The organism is Halorubrum rutilum (assembly GCF_024494565.1).
The window spans coordinates 191,133-215,163 of the sequence record NZ_JANHDN010000003.1 but is presented as its reverse complement, the minus strand read 5'-3'; the positions used below and the strand labels follow the sequence as shown (position 1 = coordinate 215,163).

At 70.8% G+C, this 24,031-nt stretch carries 21 protein-coding genes and 1 tRNA gene; 8 read left to right on the top strand and 14 right to left on the bottom strand.

Annotated features, from left to right (window positions below; translation table 11 throughout):
* Both NO900_RS07670 and NO900_RS07665 read left to right on the top strand, forming a co-directional pair.
* Positions 1-1,062, top strand: coding sequence for an amidohydrolase family protein (locus NO900_RS07670; protein ID WP_256408634.1), 1,062 nt, complete (start codon positions 1-3; stop codon positions 1,060-1,062).
* Entirely contained in the window at positions 1,062-1,976 is a 915-nt protein-coding gene (locus NO900_RS07665) for a metal-sulfur cluster assembly factor (protein ID WP_256408633.1), read from the top strand. The genes NO900_RS07670 and NO900_RS07665 overlap by 1 nt, the downstream gene beginning before the upstream one ends.
* 45 nt (positions 1,977-2,021) lie before the next feature.
* Here the strand turns inward: NO900_RS07665 and NO900_RS07660 are convergent, their stop codons facing one another.
* The 4 genes from NO900_RS07660 to NO900_RS07645 all read right to left on the bottom strand — a co-directional run bounded on the left by NO900_RS07660 (position 2,022) and on the right by NO900_RS07645 (position 4,092).
* Positions 2,022-2,219 carry a hypothetical protein gene (locus tag NO900_RS07660; RefSeq protein ID WP_256408632.1) on the bottom strand — a complete coding sequence of 66 codons (198 nt, stop codon included), beginning with the start codon at positions 2,217-2,219 and terminating at the stop codon, positions 2,022-2,024.
* 32 nt (positions 2,220-2,251) lie between these two features.
* Positions 2,252-3,037: a metallophosphoesterase gene (locus NO900_RS07655; RefSeq protein WP_256408631.1), complete on the bottom strand. Its 786-nt coding sequence runs from the start codon at positions 3,035-3,037 to the stop codon at positions 2,252-2,254.
* The gene (locus NO900_RS07650; RefSeq protein WP_256408630.1) at positions 3,034-3,729 is read right to left on the bottom strand and encodes a J domain-containing protein; all 696 of its coding nucleotides are present in this window, start codon (positions 3,727-3,729) and stop codon (positions 3,034-3,036) included. Before NO900_RS07650 ends, NO900_RS07655 begins: the two co-directional genes overlap by 4 nt.
* Before the next feature lie 105 nt (positions 3,730-3,834).
* Positions 3,835-4,092 (bottom strand): MTH865 family protein, encoded by a 258-nt coding sequence (locus tag NO900_RS07645; protein WP_256408629.1) that lies wholly within the window; start codon positions 4,090-4,092, stop codon positions 3,835-3,837.
* 205 nt (positions 4,093-4,297) lie between these two features.
* On the opposite strand from NO900_RS07645, the gene NO900_RS07640 reads away from it, so the two are divergent.
* From NO900_RS07640 to NO900_RS07630, 3 genes are all read left to right on the top strand, one after another.
* Positions 4,298-5,350 carry a M42 family metallopeptidase gene (locus NO900_RS07640; RefSeq protein WP_256408628.1) on the top strand — a complete coding sequence of 351 codons (1,053 nt, stop codon included), beginning with the start codon at positions 4,298-4,300 and terminating at the stop codon, positions 5,348-5,350.
* Positions 5,351-5,926: 576 nt separating this feature from the next.
* A complete protein-coding gene (locus NO900_RS07635) occupies positions 5,927-6,487 on the top strand; it encodes an SRPBCC family protein (RefSeq protein ID WP_256408627.1) in 561 nt (186 codons plus the stop codon).
* A gap of 92 nt (positions 6,488-6,579) precedes the next feature.
* Positions 6,580-6,651: transfer RNA gene (locus tag NO900_RS07630), tRNA-Ala, on the top strand.
* Between the two features lie 174 nt (positions 6,652-6,825).
* Here NO900_RS07630 and NO900_RS07625 read toward each other — a convergent pair.
* A complete protein-coding gene (locus NO900_RS07625) occupies positions 6,826-7,662 on the bottom strand; it encodes an alpha/beta fold hydrolase (RefSeq protein ID WP_256408626.1) in 837 nt (278 codons plus the stop codon).
* A 145-nt stretch (positions 7,663-7,807) separates the two neighbouring features.
* Between NO900_RS07625 and NO900_RS07620 the strand changes: the two genes are divergently transcribed.
* Both NO900_RS07620 and NO900_RS07615 read left to right on the top strand, forming a co-directional pair.
* On the top strand, positions 7,808-8,413 hold the full coding sequence (locus NO900_RS07620; protein ID WP_256408625.1) for a VOC family protein: 606 nt from the start codon (positions 7,808-7,810) through the stop codon (positions 8,411-8,413).
* 7 nt (positions 8,414-8,420) lie between these two features.
* Positions 8,421-8,993 carry a PAS domain-containing protein gene (locus NO900_RS07615; RefSeq protein ID WP_256408624.1) on the top strand — a complete coding sequence of 191 codons (573 nt, stop codon included), beginning with the start codon at positions 8,421-8,423 and terminating at the stop codon, positions 8,991-8,993.
* 45 nt (positions 8,994-9,038) lie between these two features.
* Here the strand turns inward: NO900_RS07615 and NO900_RS07610 are convergent, their stop codons facing one another.
* The 6 genes from NO900_RS07610 to purB all read right to left on the bottom strand — a co-directional run bounded on the left by NO900_RS07610 (position 9,039) and on the right by purB (position 15,040).
* Complete coding sequence (locus tag NO900_RS07610; RefSeq protein ID WP_256408623.1) at positions 9,039-10,619, bottom strand: phytoene desaturase family protein; 1,581 nt, start codon at positions 10,617-10,619, stop codon at positions 9,039-9,041.
* A 103-nt stretch (positions 10,620-10,722) separates the two neighbouring features.
* Entirely contained in the window at positions 10,723-11,403 is a 681-nt protein-coding gene (locus NO900_RS07605) for a metal-dependent hydrolase (protein WP_256408622.1), read from the bottom strand.
* Positions 11,404-12,108, bottom strand: a complete 705-nt coding sequence (locus tag NO900_RS07600; protein WP_256408621.1) for a hypothetical protein — start codon at positions 12,106-12,108, stop codon at positions 11,404-11,406.
* 52 nt (positions 12,109-12,160) lie between these two features.
* Complete coding sequence (locus NO900_RS07595; RefSeq protein WP_256408620.1) at positions 12,161-13,057, bottom strand: sensor domain-containing protein; 897 nt, start codon at positions 13,055-13,057, stop codon at positions 12,161-12,163.
* A gap of 88 nt (positions 13,058-13,145) precedes the next feature.
* The gene (locus tag NO900_RS07590; RefSeq protein WP_256408619.1) at positions 13,146-13,484 is read right to left on the bottom strand and encodes a zinc ribbon domain-containing protein; all 339 of its coding nucleotides are present in this window, start codon (positions 13,482-13,484) and stop codon (positions 13,146-13,148) included.
* Positions 13,485-13,579: 95 nt separating this feature from the next.
* Complete coding sequence (gene purB, locus NO900_RS07585) at positions 13,580-15,040, bottom strand: adenylosuccinate lyase (protein ID WP_256408618.1); 1,461 nt, start codon at positions 15,038-15,040, stop codon at positions 13,580-13,582.
* Between the two features lie 168 nt (positions 15,041-15,208).
* Between purB and purN the strand changes: the two genes are divergently transcribed.
* Positions 15,209-16,837 (top strand): phosphoribosylglycinamide formyltransferase, encoded by a 1,629-nt coding sequence (gene purN / locus NO900_RS07580; protein ID WP_256408617.1) that lies wholly within the window; start codon positions 15,209-15,211, stop codon positions 16,835-16,837.
* A 618-nt stretch (positions 16,838-17,455) separates the two neighbouring features.
* On the opposite strand, the gene NO900_RS07575 is transcribed toward purN, so the two are convergent.
* From NO900_RS07575 to NO900_RS07565, 3 genes are all read right to left on the bottom strand, one after another.
* Complete coding sequence (locus NO900_RS07575; RefSeq protein ID WP_256408616.1) at positions 17,456-18,613, bottom strand: sensor histidine kinase; 1,158 nt, start codon at positions 18,611-18,613, stop codon at positions 17,456-17,458.
* 128 nt (positions 18,614-18,741) lie between these two features.
* Positions 18,742-23,415 carry a glutamate synthase large subunit gene (gltB, locus tag NO900_RS07570; protein WP_256408615.1) on the bottom strand — a complete coding sequence of 1,558 codons (4,674 nt, stop codon included), beginning with the start codon at positions 23,413-23,415 and terminating at the stop codon, positions 18,742-18,744.
* Between the two features lie 397 nt (positions 23,416-23,812).
* A complete protein-coding gene (locus tag NO900_RS07565; RefSeq protein ID WP_256408614.1) occupies positions 23,813-23,980 on the bottom strand; it encodes an HEWD family protein in 168 nt (55 codons plus the stop codon).
* Between the last annotated feature and the right edge of the window lie 51 nt (positions 23,981-24,031).

Here is a 24,031-nt window from a genome sequence, read left to right as displayed (position 1 = left end):
ATGTACGAGATGGACGGCGAGGAGATCTTCGTCATCGACGGCCACGTCCACATGTGGGACGCCCGGGAGGAGAACATCATCCACGAGGGGGGCGAGCAGTTCCTCCAGTGTTTCTACGACTACCACACCGGGTTCACTCCCGAGGAGGAGCAGTGGGACATCGACACCTACCGGCATTACGGCGCCGACAGGATGACCGAGGACCTGTTCGGGAACGCGGCCGCCGACATGGCGATCTTCCAGCCGACGTACCTCGACGACTTCTACGACGAGGGGTTCAACACGACCGAACAGAACGCCGAACTTGCCGAGGAGTACCCGGAGCGGTTCGTCCTGAACGGGAGCTTCGACCCGCGCGACGGCGAGGAGGGACTCCGCTACCTCGAACACCTCAAGGAGGAGTACGACATCCCCGGCGTGAAGCTGTACACCGCCGAGTGGCGCGGCGACTCGAAGGGGTGGCGGCTCGACAGCGACGACGCCTTCGACTTCTTAGAGAAGTGCGCGGAGCTCGGCATCGAGAACATCAACGCCCACAAGGGGCCGACGATCCGCCCGCTCAACCGCGACGCGTTCGACGTGGAGGACGTCGACGACGCCGCCTCCTCGTTCCCGGAGCTCAACTTCATCGTCAACCACGTCGGCCTCCCGCGGCTCGACGACTTCTGCTGGATCGCGGCCCAGGAGCCGAACGTCTACGGCGGGCTCGCGGTCGCCTCCGCGATGTCGACCCACCGCGAGCGGAAGTTCGGCGAGATCATGGGCGAGCTCCTCTTCTGGCTCGGCGAGGACCGGATCCTGTTCGGCTCCGACTACGCGCTGTGGAACCCGGACTGGCTCGTCGACCAGGTGATGAACGCGGAGCTCACCGACGAGCAGCGAGACGAGTACGGGGTCGAGCTCGACGTCGACACGATGAAGAAGATCATGGGCGAGAACGCCGCGGAGCTGTACGACATCGACATCGAGGCGAAGAAGCGGCAGTTCCGCGACGACGACATCACCGAGCGGTTCGACCTCGGCGCTCACTACGGCGGCGACGCGGGGGCCGCGGCGGACTGATGTCGGGGAGCAGCGCAGGCCGGACGGGCGACGCCGGCGGGGATCCGACCGGCGACCCCGCCACCGACTCCGGCGGGGATCCCACGGGAGTACGGGCCGTCAGGGAGCGACTGGACCGCGTGGAGGACCCGGAGCTCGCCCGCTCCATCGTCGAGCTGGACTACATCGACGCGATCGAGGTCGACGGCGGCCGCGTCGAGGTCCGGTTCACGCTCCCGACGGCGTGGTGTTCGCCCGCCTTCGCGTGGATGATGGCGGTCGACGCCCGCGACGAGGTCGAGGCGCTCGACTGGGTCGGCGAGAGCCGGATCGAGCTGTGCGACCACATGCACGGCGAGGAGATCACGACGGGAGTCAACGCCCGCGACGGCTTCGGCGAGACGTTCCCGGACGCCGACGGCGGGGTGGCCGAAGTCCGGGCAGCCATCGCCGACAAGGCCCGCGTCTCCACGCAGCGCGAGGCGGTTCAGACCCTGCTCGACGCGGGGGCCGACCCCGAGCAGGTCGTCTCGCTCGTCCGCTCCGACCTGACGGTCGCCGGGGACGAGGCGCACGTCGACCTCGGCGGGTTGTCGATCGTCGTCGACGCCGCGCCGATCGCCGACTACCTCGACCGCGTCACGACGAGCGGGCACGTGACGGCGCCGGACGACACGCTGTTCCTGACGCCGGAGGGCGACCCGATCCCGGCCGACCGGCTGGACGTGGTCCAGAAGCGGTCCCGGCTCGCGAGCGTGAACATGGGCGGACAGGGCGCCGTCTGCGACGCGCTTCACCGCGCGCGCCACGGGCCCGACGGCCCGGACGGGTCCGGGGCGTCGTACGTTGACCGGTCGGACGCCGACGGGTCGCTCGCGTACGACGGCGACGTCGACGAGTTCACCTCGACCTGGACGCTCTCCACGGACGACTGAGCCGCGGCCGGGTGGTCGTCGCCCCGCCGCCGCGCCCTCCCGGACTCAGCGGATCGGGCCGAGTCCCCCGAGTCCGCCGCCTCCCGACTCGCCGTCCTCGTCCGGTTCGCCGTGGCCCTCCTTCTCCAGCCCGTGCCGGCCGCTCGCGGCCCACTCGTCGCGGTCCCAGCCGCACTCCGGGCACTCGCCCTCGCCCCAGTCGAACGGCTCGCCGCAGCCGAGGCAGGCGTTCTCCGTGTTCATAGCTCACGATACGCACGCGACGACAAAAGCGTTCACAACAGCTCGCGGAACTCCCCGAGCGGCGGGAACCGAAGGGGTTCTCCGCGGCCGCCTCCCTCGCCGTCCGCGCCGCCGGCGTCGTCCGCGTCGTCCCCCGGGTCGACGACGACCGGCGCCAGCCGGTCCGCGTCGGTGACGAGCGGGGAATCGAACGCGTTCGTCCGCATGTCGTTGACGGCCACGCCCGGCGCGAGCCGGGTGAACGCGGGCAGCACGAGCAGGTCGGCGCCGCGGTAGGCGCCCTCGCCGCGGAGGAAACACGGGCGGCGGTCGCCCTCGATCTCGATCGTCGGGTGGACGTGGCCGATCACGTACCGGTCCCCCCTCGCCGACGGCGCCTCGTGGCCGTGACAGACGACGGTGCGAGGGGCGTCCGGGTCGGCGTCGACCGCGCTGTCTCCCTCCCCGTCCGCCGCGCCGAGGACGTACTCCTCGCGTATCGGGCCGTCCCACGCGCCCGAGAGGGCCGCGTCGTGGTTGCCCGCGACGAGCTCGCAGTCGGCGCCGCGCCCCTCGCAGGCGTCGCGGAGCGCAGCTAGCGTTCCGCGGCTCCGGTCGGTGACTCGGTCGAAGGTGTGGACGACGTCGCCGGCGACGACGACGGTCGCGGGGTCGAACCCATGCAGGAGCGCCGTCAGGCGGTCGACGAGGTCCTCGCGCTCGCCGATCGGGAGGGAGACCGCGGAGGCCTCTCCGCGGCCGACGTGGAGGTCGGCGACGACGAGCGCGTCGTGGCGGTCGAGGTACGCCGCGCGCTCGGCGAACGCGACCCCCGTCACCGGCCGAAGCCCGCCGGTGGCTCGGTGCGGTCGGCGCGGGCGGCGGGTCGCTTCCGGGCGCCCTCCTCGCCCGCGCCGCCGGCGTGGTTGCGGGCGGTCGCGTACGCCTCGCGGACGCGCCGGAACGACTCCTCGTCGCCGCCCTGGTCCGGGTGGGTCTCCTTGACGCGCTCCCGGTAGGCGCGCTTCACCTCGTCGGCGTCGGCGTCGCGGTCGACGTCGAGCTCCGCGAACGCCGCGGCGACCGGGTCGCGACCGCCGCCCTCGGCGGCCGGATCCGGCCCCCAGTCCGGCTCGATCACGTCGAACGGGAGGCGACGACCGAGCCCGCGCCCCGGCATCTCGTGCTCGCAGAGGACGGTGTAGACGCCCTCGCCCTCCAGCCGGAAGTAGTCGTGCGCGTCGAACGTGATGGCGACCTCGCGCTCGGGGAGGTAGAAGGGGACGGCCACCTCGCCGAGCGCGTGGTCCTCGCTGAACCGCTCGTCGATCGCGGTCAGGTACTCCCGGATCTCCTCGCGTCGTCGCTCGTCGCCCGCTGCGGTCCGGTCGCCGTCGGCCGCGGCGACGCTCGGGGCGACGAACCGGTTGCCGAGATAGAAGGCGAGCGCCGCGAGCGCGGACGCGACCCCGCCGAGCGCGATCCCTATCAGGATCCACGGCGGCACCACGCTGATGAGCTCGACGACCACGCCCCCCGTAACGGCTCGGCGCCTATCAACCCCTCGCCGGGCCGGCGGTCCGACGAGGGACGCGCTCCGGGCCGGAGCCGACCGATCGGGAGGACGGCGCCGGCGTCAGATCATCCCCTTCGACTCCAGGCCGTCGAGGATGTCGTCGACGAGCTCCTCCGCGGTGGCGTAGGGGAACTCCTGTTCGCTGCCGAGCTTCGCGGCCAGCTCCATCGCCGTCAGGCTCACGTCGCCGGCCTCGAACCGCGTCGCCGGGCCGTCCGGGAGCGCCGGGACGAGGTCCATCTGGTTCTCGACGGGGAAGTCGGCGCCGCCGAACGCGTCCAGGAACTGTTCGCGGAGTTCCGCTCTGACGTCGCTCATACAGTTCCTTCCCGCAAGCCGCCGCAAAAGGGTTGCGGAACAACGGTAAACGAGTTTGCTATTTGCAAGCGACGACGAGGACCCGGCGAGAGAGCGCGAGGGCGTCGCCGGCGGGGCGCGGGAGAGGGTTAGCGTCGGGGCGCGGGAGCGACGACGGCGGCGTCCGAACCGGCCAGTCTTTGTCGTCGGGCCACAACCCCCGTCCATGTCGTTCGACTTCGACTTCGACCTGCTCCGAGAGCTGACCGAGGCCCGCGGGGTTCCGGGGTACGAGGACGACGTCCGGGAGATCGTCCGCCGCGAGTTCGCCGACGTCGCCGACCGGGTCCGCACCGACGCGATGGGGAACGTGGTCGGGACGGTCGAGGGCGACTCGGACTACTCGGTCGCGGTCGCGGCCCACATGGACGAGATCGGCTTCATGGTCCGGCACGTCACCGACGAGGGGTTCGTTCAGGTCGATCCGCTCGGCGGGTTCGACGCGCGGGTGCTCCGCGCCCAGCGCGTCACCGTGCACGGCGAGGAGGACCTCACCGGCGTCATCGGTTCCGTGCCGCCGCACACGCTCACGGACGAACAGAAGGAGACGGAAGACGAGGTGAAAGACGTCTTCATCGACCTCGGGCGCGACCCGGAGGCGGTCGAGGAACTCGTCGGCGTCGGCGACCTCGTCACCCTCGACCAGACGACGACGCGGATGGGCGACCGGGTGACGGGGAAGGCGCTCGACGATCGGGTCTGCGTGTTCGCGATGCTTTCGGCCGCCCGCCGCATCGACGACCCGGACGTGACGGTCCACTTCGCGGCGACGGTCCAGGAGGAGGTGGGGCTCCGGGGCGCGAGCGCGCTCGGCGTCGACGTCGACCCCGACCTCGCGGTCGCCTTGGACGTCACCGTCGCCAACGACGTCCCCCAGATCGGCGACCCCGCCGACGCCGTGACCGAGCTGGGCGAGGGGACCGCGATCAAGCTCAAGGACTCCTCGGTGATCACCAGCCCGAAGGTCCACGGTCGACTCACCGACGTGGCCGAAGCCGAGGGGATCGACCACCAGCACGAGGTGCTGCCCGCGGGCGGCACCGACACCGCCGGGTTCCAGAACACCGCCGGCGCGAAGCCCGTCGGCGCCATCTCGGTCCCGACGCGGTACCTCCATACCGTCACCGAGACCGCCGACGGCGCGGACATCGAGGCGACGATCGACCTGCTCACCGCGTTCCTCGACTCCGAGACCGGCGAGCACGACTATACATTATAAAGACAACGCGGTGGCGCGCACCTGCGAGCGCCCATCTGGGCGCGAGCAGAGTGCGCGAGGGAGTCGGTCGCCCGGAGCGAAGCGGAGGGCGACCGACGAGGCTGGGGAGGCGTGAGGTGCGGTTGCTGTGCGGGGCGGGACTCAAAGGGGCAGCCGCGAGGAGGACGGAGGCGACGCAAGCACTGGAAGGAGCGAGCATCGCGAGCGACTGAAGCGCACAGCGAGCGTGCGTCCTCCTCGCGGCTGGGGCTTTGGAGGTGTTCACCGACGACCTCGCAGTAGCTGTTTATAAATAACCGGCCGGGGCTTCGGTAGACCTCACCTTCACGCCAAACACGTCCCGACGAGCAATTCGGTCATCTCTCAGATAGTATCGCCGGACTGCTTACGCTCTTCCGTAGGAGATTGTTGATACAGTTCCCTCGAAGGTGGTGGTGATGGGAAATGACTGGTAGACCACTCAGATAGATGATTCTTATCTAGATTGCCTGATACCAGAATCGCAAGACGGCACTACATCAACAATGTCCTACACATGAGCGGACTGCTTATTACCCGCCGCCCGAACGGGCGTACGTGGACGAACTCGTCGTGAGCACCGAGGTGTACGCCGACCCCGAGGAGGTGTACGAGTTCCTGCTCGACTTCCCGGGCTACGCGCGCTACTCGAAGTACCTCGACGACGTGCGGACGGTTCAAGGGGACGGCGGCCCCGGTACCCGCTACGCGCTCACCTTCGCGTGGTGGAAGATCACCTACACGGCTCACTCGCGGGTGACCGGCGTCGAGCCGCCCGAACGGATCGACTGGGAGATCACCAAGGACATCGACGCCGGCGGCTGCTGGCGCGTGACGCCGCCCGAGTCGGACGGCGGTGCCGAGAGCCGAGACGCCGAGGCGGATCGCGCCGACTCGCCGGCCTGTGAGGTCGCGCTCGAAGTCGAGTTCGATCCCGGGTCGGCCAGCCCGGACGCGCTCGACCTCCCGCGGCTCGTCTCCTTCGACTGGGTGTTGAAGAAGGCGATTCCGCTCATCCGGACCGAGGCCGAGCGCGTGGTTCAGCGCGCCGTCCGCGACCTGGAGGGGTCGACGCGCGACGTCGACCTCGACGTGTACGTCGACTCCGAGCGGATCTGAGGTCGGCGGCCCGCGCCCGCGAGACGGGAGCCCCGTCATCGCCGAGTCGAAGGCCTTAATATATCAAGCGGGGAACGATGGAACGCCTCCGAGGGCTCGTAGATCAGTGGTAGATCATCCCCCTGGCACGGGGAAGGCCCGGGGTTCAAATCCCCGCGAGTCCACTCGACTCACTTCGTCCGTCTCCTTCCCTCGCGTGGTCCCGTTCGCTGGCGTCGCCGGCGCTTCGCACCGGCTGCAAGAGGGACCGGAGGTCCCTCTCCGCTCACGGGACCCCCGCGAGTCCGCCCGCTTCGCTCGTTGCCACGCCCAGCCCCTTCCTACGCCCCGCTCCGCTGCTACGCGTCGCCGACCCACCGCAACAGTTCACGCCGATGATCGAGCAGCGTTCCGAGATGATCCGTCTCAGCGGTCGTGAGCCCGACGCCGCTCTCGTCCGCGAGCGCCCGGACGGCCGACAGCGGCGCGTTCTCGTCGCGGGTCCCGTGCCAGGCGCGAACGGGGACCGGGGCTCGGTCGAGACCGGACCACTCGTCGCCGAACGAGTGGTTCTCCCGGGCGACCGCCGCCGCTCCCTGCCGGAGACCCTCGTGGAAGTCGTCGGCGACCGCCCGCGAGACGGCCTCCGACACCGAGCGGTCCGTGTACTGCCCGACGACCGCGCTCGGCCCGGCGACCGACGCGTACGCGCCCGACAGTCGGAACAGGGCGCGAACGGCGAACGGGACCCGAGACAGCCTCACGAGGCCCACGTCGGCCGGCGGAACGACGGCGCTGACCAGCCCGACGCGGTCCACCCGGTCGTCCGCGGCGGCCGCGAGCGCGAACGGCCCGCCGCCGGAGAAGCCGACGACCCCGCCCCGCTCGACCGACTCCGCATCGAGGAGCGCCGCGAGGTCCTCCCGCCAGTCCCGCGGGGTCCAGTCGTCCGGCGGGGGCGACGAGCGCCCGTACCCCGGCCGGTCCGGAACGACGAGTCGGACGCCCTCCGCGGCGGCGGCGTCGGCGAGCAGCGACCCGAACAGCCTGGACCCCGGCGTCCCGTGGTGCGCGACCACCGGCGTCCCGTCGCCGTCTCCGCCGACGGCGTAGGCGAGCGTCCGGCCGTCCGGCAGCGTACACGTCTCGGTCGCGAGCGCGGCGCGGCGGACCGCGCGCGGCGAGTTCCGTCGCACGTCCCGGTCTTCCGCTCCGGCGGACATAACCGGTCGGGAACCCCAAACCGCCGTTTTACCCTCCGCCGGTTCGGTCCGTCCCGCGCTCGGCGACTGACATCGGTGTTACCGCGGACTCATGAGGGACGCTCCCGTGGGTCACTGTATGCCGACGCACGAGGTCACGGCGGAGCGGCCGGACAGCCTGCTGCACGCGACCGGCTGGGACCACGTCACGCTGATCGGGAGCAACGCGGACGACACGGTCGCCTTCTACCGCGACGTGCTCGGGCTTCCCCTGGTGATCAGACAGCCCAACCTCGACCGCGAGGAGGTCGAACACCTCTTCTTCGACGCGGGCGACGGGCGGCTGGTCACCTTCTTCGTCGACGAGTCCCGCGACTCGGTGGAGACGCAAGACCCCGGTATCGGCGCGGTCCACCACCTCGCGTTCAGCATCGATCCGGAGGAGCTCCCGGCGATCCGCGAGCGCCTGCTCGACGCCGGCCACGAGGTGAGCGAGTACGACCGCGGCGCCTTCCACTCGCTGTACACCCACGACCACAACGGGCTCGTCATCGAGCTCGCCGCCGACAAGTTCGACGTTCCGGACGACCGGAAGGGCGAGGTGCTCGCGCACGCGCAGGCGGCCCGCGTCGCCGCCGGCGACGAGTACATCGCGACCGAACACTTAGAGGTCGCGCTCGAAGAACTCGGGCTCCCGGTCGAGCGGTACGACCTCCCCGACGCCGCGACCGGCCGGGACTTCTGAGGCCGCGATGGGGCTCAGAGAAGCGATCCTGGAGTTCCTCGCGTGCGACGAGGCGAGCGCCCGACGCGCGTTCCGCGATCTCCTCGCCCGCGGCGACGTCGACGGCCAGGACCGCGCTCGCCGGCTCGACCCCCGCGATCTCCCCTGGAGGGGTTCGGAGACGGCCGCGCCTCCGGCGGTCGCCGAGGACGGTGACCTCACCGAGCGCGACCGACGCCTCATCGAGCGCGTCCGGCTCCTCGACGACGCGCCGGTCGGCGTCACGCTCTGCGGGCCGGCGTACCGCGACACCCCGATCCGGTACGCGAACCGGACGTTCCGCGAACGCACCGGCTACTCGCTCGCGGAGCTCCGCGGGCGTAACCCGCGGCTGTTACAGGGCCCGGAGACGGGAGCCGACGCGGTCGAAGACCTCCGCGAGGCCGTGTCGATCTGGGAGCCGGTGACCGTCGAGATCCGGAACTACCGACGCGACGGGACCCCGTTCCTGAACCGCGTCTCGCTCCGACCCCTCCCGGGCGACGACGGGACGATCACGCACTGGGCCGCCGTGCAGGAGGCGGTCGACGGGTCGGACTGAGCGCGCCGCGTCCGGACCGACCGCGTCGACCCCCGACCGTCGGCCCTACCGCAGCGTCGACGTCGGCACCACGGACGGCAACACCCCGCCGCCGGTGGCGTCCTCGATCACGGCCTCGGCGACGTGCTCGCCGCTGAGCAGGCACATCGGCATCCCGATCCCGGGGTTCGTGTACGCGCCGACGTAGTAGAGCCCATCGACGCCCGGCGCCCGGTGCGCCGGGCGGAGCGGTCCGGTCTGCCCGAGCGTGTGCGAGAGCGCGAGGGCGGTGCCCCGCGGGGCGTTGAAGCGCTCGCGGAAGTCGGCGACGCAGGCGGTCTCCTCGAAGACGATCCGGTCGCGGAAGTCGACGCCGGCGTGCTCGGCGAGGTCGTCGAGCACCAGCTCGCGGAAGCGCTCGCGGGTCTCCGGGTCGTCGTCGAGCCCGGCCGCCAGCGGGACGAGGACGAACACCGCCTCGTGACCCTCGGGCGCCGCCTCGGGATCCGTCTTCGAGGGGACGTGGACGTAGTAGGCCGGGTCGTCGGGCCACGCCGGGTCGTCGAAGATCGAGTCGAAGTGCGGCCGCCAGTCGGTCGGCAACACGAGCGCGTGGTGGTCGAGGTCGACGTCGCCCTCGACGCCGAAGTACATGAGGAACGCCGAGGGGGCGTACGTCCGCGACTCCCAGTACGCCTCGCGGCGGGCGTGCTCGTCGGGGAGGAGGTCGCGCTCGACGTGGGGCGGGGCCGCGTTGGCGACGACGCGGTCGAACCGACCGGTCGACGCCGAGCCCCCGGACCCGGCTCCGGACGGGTCGAACTCCACCTCGAACTTCGGGCCCGCCGCCGCGACCGACGGCTCGATCCCGGTCACCGGCGTCTCCGTGCGGATCTCGGCGCCGAGGTCGGTCGCGAGCGCCGCCATCCCGTCGACGACGCTCGCGATCCCGCCGGTCGGGTGATAGACGCCGAGGTTCATGTCGACGTGGCTCATCAGCGTGTAGATGGCCGGCGTGTTGTACGGCGACCCGCCGAGGAAGACGAGCTTGTACTCCGCGATCTGCCGCAGCTTCTCGTGGTCGAAGTAGTCGCCGACGTAGTCGTCCATCGCCTGGAGCTTCGGGAGCGCGCGCCCCGAGCGCAACACGTCCGCGTCGACCAGGTCCCGGAGCCGCGACCGGCTCGGGTAGACGAACCGGTCCATCCCGAGCTCGTACGCCTCCGCGGCGTCGTCGAGGTACGCGTCGAGCCGGTCGCCGGCGCCCGCCTCGTACGACTCGAACAGGGCCTTCTGTCCCTCCCGGTCGGCGGGCATCGTCGCCCGGTCGCCGTCCTTCCAGACCACCTCGTAGAGCGGGTCGAGCTCGGTCAGCTCGTAGAACTCGTCGGTCGACCGCCCGAAGTGACCGAAGAAGCGGTCGAACACCTCCGGCATGAGGTACCACGAGGGGCCGGTGTCGATCCGGAAGCCGTCGCGCTCGATCCGGCCGGCGTACCCCCCCGGATGCTCGTTGCGCTCGAACACCGTCACGTCCGCGCCGGCGTCGGCGAGGTACGCGGCCGCGGAGAGGCCGCCGAACCCGGCGCCGACCACCGCGATCTCCGCGCCGGCGAGGCGCTCGTCGTCGCGTGAGCCAGGGCTCATCACCGGACGGTACGCCCTCCGAGGGGTTCACCCCCTCGCCATACTATGTGGGCCTTTTATATCCGTCCGCCGGCGCCCGACCTCGGTTCCTCTCCAGCGCTCCTCAGTCCCCGTCTCCTCCCGGCGTCCGGTCCTGCAGTCGCCGGGCGGCAAGCACGAACAGCCCGGTCCCGACCAGGTAGAGCCGCCAGCCGGCGCTCGCGACCGGGAAGATCCGCTCGACCGGCTCCTCGACCTCGTCGGCGGGATCGCGCGGCTCGACCGGGTTGTTGACGTGGACCGTCTCCGTGGTTCCCGTGGCCCCGGCGTCGACCGCCCGGCGCCCCGTCTCCGGGTCGGTCCGCAGGTCGACGAACGTCTGGACGAAGCCGTCCGCGGTCGACAGCAGTATCTCCCCGTCGAGGGCGTAGAACCGGTCCCGGAGCGGCCAGAGGACGTTCACCCCTTCGAGGTGGACCCAATCGAGCGAGACGTGCGCGAAGACGTGGACGAACAGGCCGACCCACGCCACCGCGATCCACCGCTCCGCGAGGCGCTCGCGGAGCGCGGACCGCTCGCGGAGGCGGGTGTCGTAGTAGAGCAGCGCCGCCGCCGCCGCGGGCAACACGAGGTTGTGTCCCACCGTGCGGTGCGCTCCGGACATGACGAACCCGAGGAAGCTGTCCGCCTCGGGGATCACGACGACCGCGAGCAGGACGGCGAGCGCCCGCCGGTCGTAGTAGTCGCCGAGCAGCCCGGCCGCGAGCAGCAGCGCGAAGCCGGCGTGGACGACCGAGGAGACCATCTACCGGCGCACCTCCGCGTCGTCTCCGGTCGGGTTCGACCGACCCGTTCGGCCCGTCCGACCCTCCCGCCGGAACCGCACCGACAGCGACGCGACCGCGCTCGCGACGACGACCAGCTGCCACCCCGCCCGGACGAGGTCGAACTCGCGGTCGGCGCCGAGCGAGAGCCCCGTCCCGCCGTCGGGGTTGATCCCGGTCGAGACGACGTACGACTCCGTCGTCCCGAGCGTCTCCAGCGGGAGGATCCCCGGCCCTTGCCCGCCGAACGCGACGAACGTCTGGACGACCCCGTCCTCGGTCGAGAAGAGGAGCCCCCCGTCCACGAGGTAGTAGGCGTCGTGGAGCGGGTACAGCAGGTTCACGCCCTCGCCGCCGAACAGGTCCGGGCCGACGCCGGCGACGAGGAACGCCGCGAGCGCGACCCACGCGATCCGGACGCCCCGTCGCCCGGCCCGGCCGCGGAGCCGGGACGCGTCGGCGACCCGGGTGTCCCAGTAGAGGGCGACTCCGGCGGCGAGCGGGAGCCAGACGGCGTGGAGGAGGGCGTTCGTCGCGCCCGGGACCGCGAGGCTCGCGACCGCGTCGAGGTCCGGGAGGACCGCGCTCGCGACGACGACCGCGACCGAGCGCCGGTCGAACGCGGCGCCCAGCAGGGCCGCCGCGAGCAGCGCGCCGAAGGCGGCGTTGACCAGCGACGGTGCCATACCCACCCTGACGACCGCACGCGAATAAGTCGCTCGGGGAGCGGTCCCCGAGTCAGCCGGAGCCGTCGTCGCGTCCGCCGGACTCCCGGTCGGCGGCGTCGCCCTCGGGGTCGTCGACGAAGTCGAACTCGCCGTCGCCGTCGGGATCGACCCCGCCGTCGTCGGAATCGTCGCCGTCGACGTCGGAATCGTCGCCGTCGACGTCGGGGGTCGGGTCCCCGTCGTCGTCGGAGAGCTGGGCTTCGGTGGCATCGGCGTCGTCGACGGCGGGCGGCTCGTCGCCGGCGCCGGAGACCGTCCTCCGCGACCCGGTCGGCTCGGGCCGGCCGAGCAGCGCGAGGGCCATCCGGCGGGCGACGTACGCCACGAGGTTCGCGAGGTGGAGCGCGAGGAGGACGCCGGCGACGCCGATCGGCAGCGCGACGAGCGCCTCGGGGAGCGTGTCGATCGCCCACGTCACGGGCTCGCCGTTGACCTCGGCGAACTCGGCCTCGAAGGGGTACCGGAGGGGCGCGACGACCAGCGGCAGCGCGCTCGCCAGCAGGAGGAAGGGGACGAACGCGAAGAGGCTCACCCAGAACTTCAGCGAGAGGAACCCGACGCCCGCCCACGTCGAGCGCGCGTCGACGTACGTCCTGACCCCGGCGAGCGCGCCGTCGGCGTCGGCGAGGTCGTCCGGGCGCAGCAGGTGGGTCCCGAGCAGGGCGTTCGCGAGCCGGCGCTCGAAGCCCGCGGCGAGCCGGGCGCCCATCAGGGTCACGAACAGGACCACGAGCCCGACGAGGACGACCGAGAGGGCCAGCCCGACCCCGACGCCGAACGCGAACAGCGCCGAGTAGGCGAACCCGAGCGGGGCCGCGAGCAGGAGGTACAACAGGTGCCTGTACGTTCGACCGTCGGCGACGACGCCGACGACCGGGAGGTCGGAGGGGCTTCTGCGGGAGACCATACGCGCTCGGAACCGGTATCGCTGCCGACATAAATCGGTCGCTCTCGTCGCCGCGGGACGGCCACGGACCGCGGTCCTCCCGTCGCGCTCAGCCGACGAAGAAGTCGATCGCGTTCCCCGTCGACTGGCCCTTGTACAGCTCGGAGTAGCCGCAGTTCGCACACGAGACCACGACGAACGACCGGTTCTGCACGTCGAACAGCTTCGTGAGACCGGTGCCGCTGGTCGCGATCTCGTCCGTCTCCGTCTCCTCGCTCCCGCACTTCGGACAGCCGTCGCCGTCTCCGGTCGCCAGCGACCCGGACCCCGCTCCCGCCTCGACCGAATCCGGGTCGGCGCGCTCGCCGGCTTCGGCCTCGCTCCACTCGTCGCTCGGTTCGTTGCCGAAGACGGAGTACTCGGCCTCGTCGTCGTTGTCGGAGGGCATCGACCGCACCTGCTCGCGCCATCGACAAACCTCTTGCGGGCCCCCGGCGACCGCGGCGTCGCCCCGCCGACCGCGAGGACTCCTCGCCCCGCCGTCTACCCGTCGATCTCGTCGACGAGCTCGTCGGCGACGCCGACGTACCCCGCCGGCGTCAGCGCCCGCAGCTCCTCGCGCACGTCCTCGTCGACGTCGAGGTCACCGAACAGCTCGCGGAAGTCGTCGAGCGTCACCGACCGCCCGCGCGTCAGCTCCTTCACGCGCTCGTAGGCGTCGGTGTCGCCCTCGCGCCGGAGGATCGTCTGGACGGCCTCGCCGATCACCTCGGGGGTCGCCGCCAGCTCCTCGCGCATCACCGCCTCGTTCGGGACGACCTTCGCGAGCCCGTCCTCGGCCTTCGAGTAGCCGATGAGACAGTGCGCCAGGGCGCCCCCGACGTTGCGCTTGACGGTGGAGTCGGAGAGGTCGCGCTGGAGCCGCGAGCTCGTCACGTAGTCGCCGAGGAACGCGAGGTCCGAGTTCGCCTTCGAGAGGTTCCCCTCGCTGTTCTCGAAGTCGATCGGGTTCACCTTGTGCGGCATCGTCGAGGAGCCGGTCTCGCCCTCGACCGCCCGCTGGCCGAGGTAGCGGTCGGAGACGTAGAGCCACGCGTCGAGGTCCAGGTCGAGGAGGACGTTGTTGACGCCCCGGAGCGCGTCGAACAGCGCCGCGAGGTCGTCGCAGGGGTTCACCTGCGTCGCGAGCGGCGTGTGCTCCAAGTCGAGCCCGCGCACGAACGACTCGGAGAAGGCCCGCCAGTCGACGTCCGGGTAGGCGGCGTCGTGGGCCGCGTAGGTGCCCGAGGCGCCCGCCAGCTTCCCGGAGAGGTCGCCGTTGGCGACGACGACTCGCCCGAGCGCGCGGCCGAGCCGCGAGGCGTACACCGCCATCTCCTTGCCGAACGTCGTCGGCGTCGCGGGCTGGCCGTGGGTGCGCGCGAGCATCGGCGTCTCCCGGTGCTCCCGCGCGAGGTCGGCGAGGGCGTCCCTGACCTCGCGGACCGCGGGCACCAGGACCTCGCTCACCGCGGGCTTCAGGAGAAGCCGGTGCGCGAGGTTGTTGACGTCCTCGCTGGTGAGCCCGAAGTGGATCCACGGGGAGAGCGCCTCGGCGTCGTCGACCGTCCCGGACGACTCCAGGTCGTCCAGCCGCACGCGGAGGAAGTACTCGACCGCCTTCACGTCGTGGTTGGTCGCGTCGTACCCCTCGGCGCCCTCCACTTCGAGCGCCTTGATCAGGCGCGCGTCCTCGGCGGAGAACGACTCGTACGCGTCGCGGAGCGCCGCCTCGGTCTCGTCGTCGAGCGCGATCGGCGTGGCGTCGAGCGCGGCCAGCTCGATCAGGTACTCGACCTCGACGCGGGTCCGGGCGCGCATGAGCCCGGCCTCGCTCGCGTACGGCGACAGCGGCGCGGTCCGGGAGGCGTAGCGCCCGTCGAGCGGGGAGACGGCCGCGAGGGGGTCCGACCGCGGGAGCCCCGCGACGGCGTCGTCGCCCGCCGGTTCGGAGTCGTCGGTCATGTCCGCGACTGCCGCCGGAGCCAGCAAAAGCGTGTCGATGGCGTGACGCACGGACGTGGATAGGTACATCCGCTTTTCGCCCCCGCTCGGGGAATAGTATCCGCGTACGTGGATACTCGGACGCCCCGGACCGCAATCGATATACGCGATCGGTCGGTCAACTGGCGTATGAAGATCGCCGGACTCGCGAGCAACCGGGGGCGGAACCTCAGACACATCGCCGACGTCGCGCCGGGCGGCGCGGAGCTGTCGGTCGTCCTGACGAACCGGGAGCAGGCGCCCGTGCTGGAGGCCGCGACCGAGCGCCGGATCCCGACCGAGGTCGTCGAGCGCGAGCCGGAGGAGTCGCGCGCGTCTCACGAGCGACGAATCTTAGACCGGCTCGCCGACTACGACTTCGATCTGGTCTGCCTCGACGGGTACATGCGCGTGCTCACCGACGCGTTCCTCGACGCGGCGCCGACGACGCTGAACGTCCACCCCTCGCTGCTCCCGTCGTTCCCGGGCATGGACGCGCACGAGCAGGTGCTCGACGCCGGCGTCCGGACGACGGGCTGTACCGTCCACGTCGTCACCGAGGCGATCGACGACGGCCCGATCGTCACTCAGGAGCCGGTCCCCGTCTACGGCGACGACGACGTCGACGCGCTGAAAGAGCGGGTGCTTCACGACGCGGAGTTCACGGCGTACCCGCGGGCGGTCCGGTGGTTCGCCGAGAGTCGCGTGACGGTCGAGCGCGAGGGCGGCGCGACCGGGGGAGACGGGCCGGTCGACGAGGTGACCGGCGTGACCGTCGAGGGCGACGCGGGCGGCGACTTCCCCGAGCGCCGGTTCGTCTCGGAGGAGCGCGTCGAGACGCTCCGCTACGGCGAGAACCCGCACCAGGACGCCGCGCTCTACGCGGACGACGGCCGCGAGGAGGCGAGCGTCGTCGGCGCGGACCAGCTCAACCCCGGCGCGAAGGGGATGGGGTACAACAACTACAACGACGCCGACGCCGCCCTGGACCTCGTGAAGGAGTTCGATGAGCCCGCGGCCGCCGTGATCAAGCACACGAACCCCGCCGGCTGCGCGACGAGCGACGACCTCGCGGACGCGTACGACCGCGCGCTCCGGACCGACGCGAAGTCCGCCTTCGGCGGCATCGTCGCCCTGAACCGCGAGTGCGACGCCGACACCGCCGACGCCATCGTCGACTCGTTCAAGGAGGTCGTCGTCGCGCCCGGCTACACCGACAGCGCGCTCGACGTGCTCCGCGAGAAGAAGAACCTGCGCGTGCTCGACGTCGGCCCGCTCGGCGAGGGCGGCGACCGCTTCGCCGAGCGGTTCGCCGAGAAGCCGATCGTCGGCGGCCGCCTCGTCCAGGAGCGCGACCGGCAGTCGCCGACCGCCGACGACCTGGAGGTCGTCACCGAGCGCGAGCCCACCGACGAGCAGCTGGAGACGATGCTGTTCGCGTGGAAGACGCTCAAACACGTCAAGTCGAACGGCATCCTCTTCGCGACCGGCACCGAGACGGTCGGCGTCGGGATGGGGCAGGTGTCGCGCGTCGACGCCGTGACGCTCGCGGCGATGAAGGCCGAGAAGGACGCCGAGGGGAAGTCCGCCGAGGGCGCCGTGATGGCCTCGGACGCCTTCTTCCCGTTCCCGGACGCGATCGAGGAGGCCGCCGAGGCCGGGGTCGAGGCCATGATCCAGCCCGGCGGCTCCGTCAACGACGAGGACGTGATCGCCGCCGCCGACGAGCGCGACATGGCGATGGCGTTCACCGGCTCGCGCTGCTTCCGCCACGACTGACGGCGATCGGCTCTCTCCGACGGCGCTGATGAAATCATCTCCTTCAGGCGGGTTCGTCCGAAAGGCCCGTTCGCGTATGATCAGTCCCCGATCGATCGCGGGAGAGGGTATAGCACGTTGTGAGTGTGATTATTTGTAAGACGGATTACGATGTTGCTGTCGGTGTTTTATAAGTGATCGACGCTGCTGCGGTGACGGCATCCAAAGCCCCAGCCGACGAGGACGGCGTACGCTCGCTGCGCTTCTCATTCGGTCGCTTCGCTCCCTCATTCCGGTGCTTACGTCGCCTACGCCGTCCTCGTCGGCTGCCCCTTTGAGTCCCACCCCGCACAGCGACCGCAGCCTCACGCCTCCCCAGCCTCGCGGTTCGCGCTCTGCGAGCGCTCACCGCGTCCCTCGCGGGCTGGCTCGCGGCCGCCGGTGGCGGCCGCTCGCAGGCGCGCCACCGCACCGCATTCAGTTATAAGTGATTGTCGCCATCGCTCAGTTCTGTTTTAAACACGCTGTTGCCACTACCAATCTGCAACACTCACTCCCGCAGTCGATCGCCACTGTGTCCGTATCGACCGCGACCGAGACAGACCCTCACTTAGCGGAGGTCGCAACTAGGCCCCTCAGCTACTCGCCGTCGTCCGTCTCCGACTCGACGAACTCCATTCCGCTGATCTCGAACCGCGCTCCGCCCTCGGCGCTCTCCGTCACGGCGATCTCCCAGCCGTGCGCCGAGACCACCTGCTGGATGATCGTCAGCCCCAGCCCGGTGCCTGAGGCGGCCGTGGAGTAGCCGTCGACGAACACGTCGTCGCGCTCGTCCTCGGGGATCCCCCTTCCGTCGTCTTCGACGTAGATCCCCGTCCCGTCCGCGAGGTCGCCCACCCGGACCGTCACGTCGTCGCCGCCGTGTTCGATCGCGTTCCTGAACAGATTCTCGAACACCTGCTGGAGGCGGCTCCAGTCGCCGAGGACGACCCGGTCGGTCTCGACCGAGAGCGTCGCCGCCTCGCCGCTCACGAACGACCACGACTCGTCGGCGAGCGTCGCGAGGTCGATCTCCTCGCGACCGCCGATCGTCTGTCCCTCCCGCGTGAGGAAGAGCAGGTCGTCGATCAGCGACTCCATCCGGTCGAGCGCGTCGCGGCACCGCTGGAAGTGCTCCGGGTCGCCGGTCCGCTCCGCCATGTCGAGGTAGCCGTCGACGATCCCGAGCGGGTTCCGGATGTCGTGCGAGACGACGCGAGTGAACTCCTCCAACTGGTCGCGCTGGCGCTGCATCCGATCGGTCGCCTGCTTCCGGAACAGCTCGTAGCCGACCCACTGGGCCAGCAGCTCCACGAACGTCTCCTCGTCGTCCGAGAAGGGCCGGTCGCGCGCCTCGGTGTCGGCGAAACAGAAGGTGCCGTACACCTCGCGGTTGACCACGACCTTCGCGCCGATGTACGCCTCCAGCCCGAACTCCTCGTAGGCGGCGTCGCTCTCCCAGCCCTCGACCCGGGCGTGCTGGACCGTCAGCGCGCCGTCGAGGTCGACGGTCCGCCTGCAGTACGCCTTCGACAGCGGGCAGCTCCGGCCGGCCTGCAGCAGTTCGTGGTCGCCGCGCGCGTCCACGATCACCTGCGTCTCGTCGTCGATCTCGGTGAGGAAGCCGGCCTCCACGCCGAGGTACGCGCGACCGAGGTCCAACAGCTCCGGGAGCTTCTCCTCGAACGACCGCTCCTGGTCGGCGGTGATCCGGTACATTCGACGGAGGGCGTCGCCCTCCGAGATTCCCTCACTCATCGTCGGTCACGGCTGCGATGTCGTATTCAGGTCCCCGCCCGGCTTAAACCGGACGGTGTCGGTTCCGACATCCCCGACGGCGACGATCGATTAAAACTACCGACAGAGACGACCGACCCCCGTCCGCGTCAGTCGTCGCTCGACGCCTGTCCGGTCGGGTCGGTCGCGGCGCCCGGGACGGCCTCGGCCGGCGCCGGCGGCTCGTCGCGCACGTCGGCGCCCTTGCCCTCGGCGATGACGTCGGCGTACGCGTCGGGGAAGACCCGGACGAAGTCGTCCAGCGTCGCGGGCCAGTCGTCGAGCAGCTCGGCCGCGCGGTCGCTCCCGGTGTACGCGCGGTGGTTCTCTACAAGGCGGCGGAGCATGCGCTCGTCGGACTCGTCGAGCGTCCGAGACACCGATACCATCCCGCGGTTCACGCGGTCGTCGAACCGGTCGTCGGGGTCGTACACGTAGGCGACGCCGCCGGACATCCCGGCCGCGAAGTTCCGCCCCGTGTCGCCGAGCACGGCGACGACGCCGCCGGTCATGTACTCGCAGCCGTGGTCGCCGACGCCCTCGACGACGGCCTTTACGCCGGAGTTGCGGACGCCGAACCGCTCGCCGGCGACGCCGTTGACGTACGCCTCGCCGTCGGTGGCGCCGTACAGCCCGACGTTGCCGGCGACGACGTTCTCGGCGGGGTCGTAGCCGGCCTCCTCCGGCGTGTTGACGACGATCCGACCGCCGGAGAGCCCCTTTCCGAGGTAGTCGTTGGCGGCGCCGGTCAGCTCCAGGGTGACGCCGGGCGCGAGGAACGCGCCGAAGCTCTGGCCGGCGTAGCCGTCGAACCGGCAGGTGACGGTGTCGTCGGGGAGCCCCTCGCCGCCGTGCTCGGAGACGACGCGGTTCGAGAGCGTCGCGCCGACCGCGCGGTCGACGTTCGCCACGTCGCGGGTGAGCGCGACCGGCGCGCCGTCCTCGATGGCCGGGGTCGCCTCGTCGATGAGGTCCCAGTCGAGGAGGTCCTCGATGTCGGCGTCGTCCTGCTCGCGGGTCTTGGTCCGGGCGTCGCCCGCGGGCTCGGCGATCACCGCCGAGAGGTCGAGGTGCTTCGCCTTCTCGTGGTCGGTCTCGCGCTGCGAGAGGAGCCCCGGCCGCCCGATGAACTCCTCGACCTCGGTGTAGCCGAGCTCGGCCATGATCTCGCGGAGCTCCTGGGCGATGAACGTCATGTAGTTGATGACGTGGTCCGGCTGGCCGGGGAAGCGCTGGCGGAGGTCCTCGCGCTGGGTCGCGACGCCGACCGGGCAGGTGTTCTCGTGGCACTGGCGGGCCATCACGCAGCCGGAGGTGACGAGCGACGCGGTGCCGAACACGTACTCCTCGGCGCCGAGCGCGGCCGCCACGGCCACGTCCCGGCCGGTCTTGAGCCCGCCGTCCGCGGTGACGCGGATGCGGTCGCGCAGGCCGGTCGCGCGGAGCATCTGGTTCGCCTCGGCGAGGCCGAGCTCCCACGGGAGCCCCGCGTTCTTGATCGAGGTCTTCGGAGACGCCCCAGTCCCGCCGTCGTGGCCGGAGACGTGGACGACGTCCGCGTTCGCCTTCGCGACGCCGGCCGCGATGGTGCCGATGCCGGCCTCGGAGACGAGCTTCACGTTGACGTCGGCGTCGGGGTTCGCGGCCTTCAGGTCGAAGATGAGCTGCTTGAGGTCCTCGATCGAGTAGATGTCGTGTTGCGGCGGCGGCGAGATGAGCCCGACGCCCGGCGTCGAACACCGGACGTGCGCGATCATCTCGTTGACCTTCTCGCCGGGGAGGTGGCCGCCCTCGCCGGGCTTCGACCCCTGGGCCATCTTGATCTGCAGCTCGTCCGCGCTCGCGAGGTAGTCGGCGGTGACGCCGAACCGCCCGGAGGCGACCTGCTTGACCGAACACTCCTTCTCGGTGTCGAACCGCTCCGGCGGCTCGCCGCCCTCGCCGGTGTTCGACTTCGCGCCGATCCGGTTCATCGCGATCGCGTTGTTCTCGTGGGCCTCCGGCGAGATGCTCCCGAGGCTCATCGCGGCCGTCGAGAAGCGCTCGACGATCGACTCGACCGGCTCGACCTCCTCGACCGGGACCGGGTCGCGGTCGGAATCGAACTCTAAGAGCCCGCGCAGCGTCTGGAGCTCCTCGGACTGGTCGTTCACCAGCTCCGCGAACTCCCGGTACTGCTCGTAGTCGCCGCCCCGGACCGCCTGCTGGAGCGTACCGACCGTCTGCGGGTTCCAACCGTGTTTGATCCCCGACGAGCGGTGCTCGTACTCGCCCGTGGTCGCCAGCTCGGGATCGGCGCCGAACGCCATCGCGTGGCGCGTCCGGAGGTCGTCCTCGATCTCCTCGATCCCGATCCCCTCGGTGCGGATCTCGGTCCCCTCGAAGTACTCGCCGACGAACTCGGAGGCGAGCCCGACCGCCTCGAAGATCTGGGCGCCCTGATACGACTCCATCGTCGAGATGCCCATCTTCGCCATCGTCTTGAGGAGGCCGTCCTCCAGCGCGCCGCGGTACGCCGCCAGGGCCTCGTCCTCGTCGGCGCCGTCCGGCCCCGCGACGACGTCCGCGATGGAGTCGTACGCGAGGTACGGGTCGATCGCGTCGGCGCCGTAGCCGACGAGCGTCGCGACGTGATGGACCTCGTGCGGCTCGCCCGACTCGACGACGACCCCGGCCCGGTTCCGCAGCCCGTTCCGGACGAGGTGGTGATGGACCGCGCCGGTCGCGAGCAGGCTCGGGACCGCGAGGCGGTCGGGGCCGACCGCGCGGTCGGAGAGGACGACCACGTCGACGCCGTCCTCGATCGCGGCCGCGGCCTCGTTGCGGATCCGGGTGACGGCGTCGACGAGCGACGCGTCGCGGTCGTACGTGATGTCGACCGTCACCGAGTCGAACGCCGGCCCGTCGCCGTCGACCGGCTCACCGTCGAGCGCCTTCAGCGCGGCCGCCTCGGCGTCGGTGAGGATCGGCGAGTCCGAGACGATCTGCTCGGCGTGCTCGGGGGTCTCGTCGAGCAGGTTCCGCTGGTTCCCCATCCGGGTCTCCAGCGAGGTGACGAGCTCCTCGCGGATGTAGTCGATCGGCGGGTTCGACACCTGCGCGAACAGCTGTTTGAAGTAGGTGAACAGCGGGCGGTCGACGTCGGCGAGCACCGACAGCGGCGTGTCGTCGCCCATCGATCCCACGGGGTCTTTCCCGTCCGTCGCCATCGGCTCGACGAGGTGGTTCAGCGAGTCGGTCGTGTAGCCGAACGCGGCCTGATGCGCCCGGACGGTCGGCTCGTCGTCCCCGGCGCTCCCGTCGCTCTCGTCGGGCGCGTCGGGCGTGTCAACCGTCTCCGCCTCGGCGTCGACCTCGCTCGCGACGTCGTCGAGGTCGACCTGCCGCTCCTCGACCCACTCGCCGTACTTCTCGTCGGTGAGCTCGGCGAACACCTCGTCGTCCGGGACGATCCGTCCCTCCTCGGGGTCGGCGACGAAGATCTCCCCGGGCTGGAGCCGTCCGCGGCGTTGCACGTCGGCGGGATCGGTCGGCAGCGCGCCGACCTCGCTCCCGACGATCAGCCGGTTCTCGTCGGTCACCTCGTACCGGCACGGACGGAGCCCGTTGCGGTCGAGGACCCCGGCGACCTGCTCGCCGTCGAAGCCGATGACGAGGGCGGGCCCGTCCCACGGCTCGACGAGGGAGGCGTGGTAGTCGTAGAAGTCGGTGCGGGCCGCGTCCATCAGGTCGTCGTCGCGGAACGCCTCCGGGATCAGCATCCGGAGGGTGTGCGGGAGGTCGCGACCGGCCTGCAGGAGGAGCTCGACCGCGTTGTCGACGCTCGCGGTGTCGGACTGGTTCGGGTCGTCGATCACCGGCTTGATCGTGTCGAGCTCGGCGCCGAACGCCGGGTGGTCGAGGTCGTTCTCGCGGGCGCGCATCCAGTTCACGTTCCCGCGGATCGTGTTGAACTCGCCGTTGTGGACGATATTGCGGTACGGGTGCGCGAGGTGCCACGCGCCGAGCGTGTTCGTCGAGAACCGGGCGTGGACCAAGGCGACGTGGCTCGCGAAACGCTCGTCGGTCAGGTCGGGGAAGTAGTCGGCGAGCTGTGATCCCTTCAGCAGGCCCTTGTACACGACGCGCTGGCGGTCGAGCGAGCAGACGTAGAAGCGCCCGGCGCCGTCGACGTCGGCGACCGCGTTCTCGATCTCGCGTCGGGCCGCGTACAGGGCGCGGTCGAAGCCGAGCAGCTCCGGGTCGACGTCGTCCGGGCGGGTCTCCTCGCTGGTGAACCGCTCGGCGAGGCCGGCGCCCTCGACGGGCGCGGCGAACAGCTGCGCGACCTCCGGCTCGGAGTCGAGCGCGGTCGCGCCGAGGTCCGCGTTGTCCGTCGGGACGGAACGCCACTCCAGGACCTCCAGCCCGTAGACGGAGAACACCTCGGCGATGACGTCGTGGATCTCCGCCTGCACGCTTCCCTCCGTCGGCATGAAGACGGAGCCGACCGCGTACTCCTCGGGCAGGTCGGCGTCGACGACGTCGCGGAAGAACTCGTCCGGGCGCGAGACCATGATCCCGGCGCCGTCGCCGGTGTTCTCCTCCGCGCCCGTGGTGCCGCGGTGTTCGAGGTTCTCCAGCAACCGGACCGCGTCGGTCACCGTGTCGTGGCTCGGGTCGCCGTCGAGGTCGACGATGCCGCCGATCCCGCAGTTCGATCGCTCGTCCGTTACCGTCGCAAGCCCCCCACCGCGACCCGAGGACTCCGAACCCCCCCGGGTGTTACTACGTGGCTCGGTCATACCTACCACTCACGAACGATCGCTTAAAGGTATGACCCTGATACGGGTAGGATCCCTCGTACACACATTAGGGAATATAAGGTAATTATTCATCAGGGGTTGATAACCGTTAACACGGTCCCTGTTCGATCAGTTTAGACGCCCGGTAACCATATCGATCCGAATCCGAAGGCGAATCTTCACTCAGACGAGCGTATATTCGGCGTTTCGGTTGGGCTTCGTCAACTCCGAACCGATCGGCGGTCGAGCGGCACCGAACCGAGGAGCGGGCGCGTCCTGGTTCCCCGTCGATCGAGCGGGACGCCGGTCGTCGGACGGTGGGTGTCCGGTCGTCGGACTGCGGGCGTCCGATCGCCGACGGCGTCGGAGTCGGCGACCTCCCCGGCCGCGGAGTCGGTCACTCCCGAAGCGGCGTGAACGTCCCGTTGATGTCCCACTCGTGGATGCAGTAGACCTCGCCCGGCTCGTCGGCTATCTGCCAGCCGGTGGCGTCCTCGTCCCACCGCTCCCGGCGACCGCACAGCTCGCACTCGCGCTCCCGTGGCGGGGTGATCGTCACGCTCATAGGCGACGGAAGGGAGCGGTCCAGCAAAAGGATACCGCCGGCTCCGCGGCT